The 3,391-nt window shown below is 62.5% G+C and carries 5 protein-coding genes; all 5 read right to left on the bottom strand.

Features of this window, described 5'->3' with window-relative positions:
* Positions 1-82: 82 nt before the first annotated feature.
* Positions 83-454 carry a hypothetical protein gene (locus B0W88_RS33245; RefSeq protein WP_144007093.1) on the bottom strand — a complete coding sequence of 124 codons (372 nt, stop codon included), beginning with the start codon at positions 452-454 and terminating at the stop codon, positions 83-85.
* A 521-nt stretch (positions 455-975) separates the two neighbouring features.
* Entirely contained in the window at positions 976-1,356 is a 381-nt protein-coding gene (locus B0W88_RS33240; RefSeq protein WP_144007092.1) for a hypothetical protein, read from the bottom strand.
* Positions 1,357-1,454: 98 nt separating this feature from the next.
* On the bottom strand, positions 1,455-1,787 hold the full coding sequence (locus tag B0W88_RS32755; protein WP_158080978.1) for a YrhB domain-containing protein: 333 nt from the start codon (positions 1,785-1,787) through the stop codon (positions 1,455-1,457).
* Positions 1,788-1,980: 193 nt separating this feature from the next.
* Positions 1,981-2,853, bottom strand: a complete 873-nt coding sequence (locus B0W88_RS30685; protein WP_077038279.1) for a DUF3365 domain-containing protein — start codon at positions 2,851-2,853, stop codon at positions 1,981-1,983.
* 33 nt (positions 2,854-2,886) lie between these two features.
* Positions 2,887-3,391: hypothetical protein (locus tag B0W88_RS34000; protein WP_158080977.1), on the bottom strand; the 505-nt coding region annotated here is incomplete at its 5' end.

Raw genomic sequence — 3,391 nt, 5'->3', positions numbered from 1 at the left:
CGATTGCGTTCAGCCGCGCCGTTAGGCGTCGGCTGGAACTGCGGGTTAGGCATGCTTGTCGGGCCGCAAGAAGATTCGTCGGTCATTTCCACAGGCGCCACCAGGGTCGTTTGCGCCAGCCTGCGCCTTCCGCTGGTGTGGGCGTGGGTGGTTCGCCGAATAGCATACTGATGCCTTCCTTGGTGGATAGTCTGGCAAGAATCTCTGGTACGGCCTGGTCGAATGATTGGACAAGCTGCCCATCAGTAAAGACGCGCAACGTACTTCCCGCCCAGCCATAGACCGCGGTGCGTTCCGGCGTTTCATCGAGTTCGAGCTTGCCAGGCAGGGTGGATTCCGCACGAAGCTCAACGCTCGTCTCAGGAGGGAATGCCAAACCTTCCGCCCATGGCTCGAACCATAGATGGAGCATGCGATCACGCGGCGTTTGCAGTCGCTCGATGTACTCGTGCATGAACTGGCAGGCCTAACGTTGAAGCTGAGCCGCGGACGGAGGCTTGCCGACGGACATCGGCTCGAGCGACCGGTTAGGCCTCCGAATAGCTGCCAGCGTACTCTGCGGCGATTGAGTCGCCTTAGCCTTCATAACCACACCTCCAGCATTGCGCACTTCCATGTGGGTAGTACTGCGCATTGCACGCCGGGCAAGGCTCCGGATCACCGAGGGGTACATACGGCTTGTATCCGCAGCGGATGTTGTAAACCGCCATGGCCTCTTCGTGGCTCCCGGCCTGAATCCGCCACAGCGGCACCATGCACTCCGGCAGCCTCTCTCCATTTCCAGTTCTTGGAGGTTCCTCACCCACAGAGAAACATGTGATTTCGCCGCCTTCCGTCTCGGCCCATGCGGTGAATGTTCGATTCATGATTTCGGTACCAACTTGAAGTGGCGCACTCTCTTAGAGGCCTAACGTTCAAATTCAGCGGCGCCGTTAGGCGTCCGCTGGAATGCAAGGTTAGGCCTCAGCGGACGATCTAGAGACACTGCAGGCCCTTCCCCGAGTTGAGGAAAAGAGTCTCCTCCAACTGAAACGACACAACAAAGTGAGCACCGGTTCGCTCGACCACGCTTTCCAGAAGTTGTCGAAGGTCCGCCATGCATTCGTCGTACTCCCCGCTAGTTGGACGGAAGACGCAGCGGCTTGCAACGGCAAAGCCTAGGCCTCTCGGATCTTCGGCCTTGATACGCGGCGCCCCGTCCGCTCCTCGCGGAAAAGCATTTGGGCCAGACTGGAAGGCGAATCCGACGGAACCGTTCTCCAATTCAAACTGAACTGCGCCCGCCTCACGTAGGAGAACGCCCAGGGCGTCTTCAGGGAGTTGGTCGTCGGCTTCAAGCCAAAGATCGATGCTCACGCGCACTCTCCCAAGATGCCTAACGATTGCGTTCAGCCGCGCCGTTAGGCGTCGGCTGGAACTGCGGGTTAGGCCGCGGGCGTTGGAAGACCGCGTTCCTAGAGCGCATGTCGTACTCCCGCTCGAAACTCGGCCAGATAGTGTTCGACTGGCTTGGCTGTTCCAGTGGCGTATAGCTTGCCATCCTGCCGATCCACGATCACCGGCGCATTCCCTACGAGGGAGTACAGGAAGTCTCCGGTTTCCGCGAACTCCATCGAGTTGTAGATGTAGACCCAGCCAAAGTCCTGCTCTTGAACGCCGACAACAGCAAGCCGATGAGGTGGCCGGTCCTCGCTCTCGGGAAGAGCGGAGCCGAACAAGTTCATTTCGCGTTCGAGGGTACGCAAATAGTTGGAAACGACTTCGTCGGCGGCTGACTTGGTGATCATCTCTGCGGGCGAGGACTTGGAATGGAAGCCTAACTTGTATTTAGACGATCCGCATCCTATACAGCGCCCCTTGTTAGGCAGCGCGTTCACGATTGCCAATATCGCCACCATCACTGCGAACGGAGCGAATTAGGCCGCCTAATCACGCGGTGTTAGGCCGCCACTTTTCGTTCGTACCTTCGCGCCGCTTGCCTCACGCATCCAACATCTTCATCGCATGCGCCAGACTCTTCCTCATCCGTCCGAACGAATCCGCCAGCGTCCCGATTTCATCCTTTGACCCTGCCGCAAATTCCGGCGCCTCGAACTCACCCAGGCTCACCCGGTCGGCAATCGCCGAGAGCTTGCTCACCGGCTGGATCACCAGCTTCCAGAGCATGAAGTTCAGTGCCGCGCCGATCAGCAGGAAAACCGCGGCGAGCACGCCCACCACCACCATCAGCGCCTGGTCCGCCCGCTGCAGCGGCACCCGCATCGGCACCGAGACGACCTGCGCGCCCAGCGTGTCGCCGAGCTTCCAGCCGAAGCCGTTGGACGGGCCGTAGCGTTCGGTCAGCGTGGCCGGGGCGGCATCCGGCGTGCTGTGGCAGGCCAGGCAGGCGGGGTTGCTGATGCGGATCGGGCGGGCGATGTACAGCGACGGGCCGCTGGGCGTGTCGCGCTCGCCGATGAACTCCTTCATGTCGGCATTGAGCTTGAACTGGCTCACCACGTCCTCCTCCCAGGCCACCGCGCGGTCCCGAGGGTTGGTGGGGTTCAGCATCGCGGACTTGAAGCCGTATTCGGGATACGACTTCTGCAGCGAGGCCAGCACCTCGGCCGCCGAGTAGGCCGGCACCGACTGGGGCAGGAAGCTGTATTTCATCTGCGTTTCCAGCAGCGGCTTGATCTGCGTGGCGGTGTAGCTGCTGACGGCGTTGGCTTTCTCCATCAGCAGCCGGGCACGGTCGATCACGTCCTCCTTGGCGGCCTTCTGCAGCAGGCCGCGGGCGACCAGGCTGGAAGCGGCGAGGCCGACCAGGAAGACGAGCAGGAAGATGATGTTGAACTTGGCAAGGAGCTTCATGGCGGGCTCTCAATCAAACGATCAGTCAGTCGATCAATCAGGCGGGTACAGGATGACCTGCCATTCGGGATGGGTCTTGATGCCGGCCACCAGGCCGGCGCGGAACTCGGTCTTCTTCGCCAGCTGCTTCCAGCGCAGCAGCGCCAGGCGCCGCAGCGCGGGATCGGCATGGTCGATCCAGGGCTTGGCGTCGGCATAACTGATTGCGCCGACGGGCTTGGCCTCGCGCGGCCTGCCGGCGAACTTGTCGGCCCGCGTCGGCAGCGGGTCCAGGAAGCCGCGCGGCACCTGGCGCACGAAGTCCGGCCCCGGGTGCGCGCTGAGCGCGGGCTTGCCCGCGCGGCCGGTGCCCAGGTTCATCCATTCGCCCTGGCGCAGCGTCAGCGTGGTGTTGCCCAGCGCGGTGAAGCGCAGCGTCAGCGCGCCGGTCTCGGCGAAGGCCTGGGCGCCGCCATCGGGCAGCAGGGCGAGCACCGCGTTGCCTTCGCCGCGGGCGTCGAACAGCGGCGTCAGCAGCAGCGATTGCGAGGCGGCGCGG

Origin of the sequence: Pelomonas sp. KK5 (assembly GCF_001984095.1) — a bacterium.
In the GTDB taxonomy this organism is placed as follows: domain Bacteria; phylum Pseudomonadota; class Gammaproteobacteria; order Burkholderiales; family Burkholderiaceae_C; genus KK5.
The sequence above is the reverse complement of the archived record's forward strand: the minus strand, read 5'-3'. Positions and strand labels throughout refer to the sequence as shown.